The organism is Halomonas sp. V046 (genome assembly GCF_052645355.1).
The window spans coordinates 1-266 of the sequence record NZ_JBQXYF010000076.1 but is presented as its reverse complement, the minus strand read 5'-3'; the positions used below and the strand labels follow the sequence as shown (position 1 = coordinate 266).

1 protein-coding gene is annotated in these 266 nt (G+C 67.3%); it reads left to right on the top strand.

Going from position 1 to position 266, the window contains the following annotated elements:
- On the top strand, window positions 1-266 hold a 266-nt coding region (locus ACUN9Y_RS22315; protein ID WP_445462926.1), incomplete at both ends, for an Ig-like domain-containing protein.

Genomic DNA, 266 nt, shown 5'->3' with positions numbered 1-266 from the left:
CCCAAGGGTCGGTGACCTTCAACGCCGCCGATGGCACGGTGACCTTCACCCCGGCGGATGGCTTCGACGGCGAGGCCGTGATCAGCTACAGCGTGGTCGATGCCGACGGTGATACCGACAGCGCCACGCTGACGGTGAGCGTGGACGCCACTCCCGAGATCGAGGTCGATCCGGAAGACCCCAACGCCGAAGGCAACAACGAGGTGGACGAGGCGGGGCTTGACGATGGCGGCAGCCAGGCCGCGAGCGATCTCGAGACCACCAGC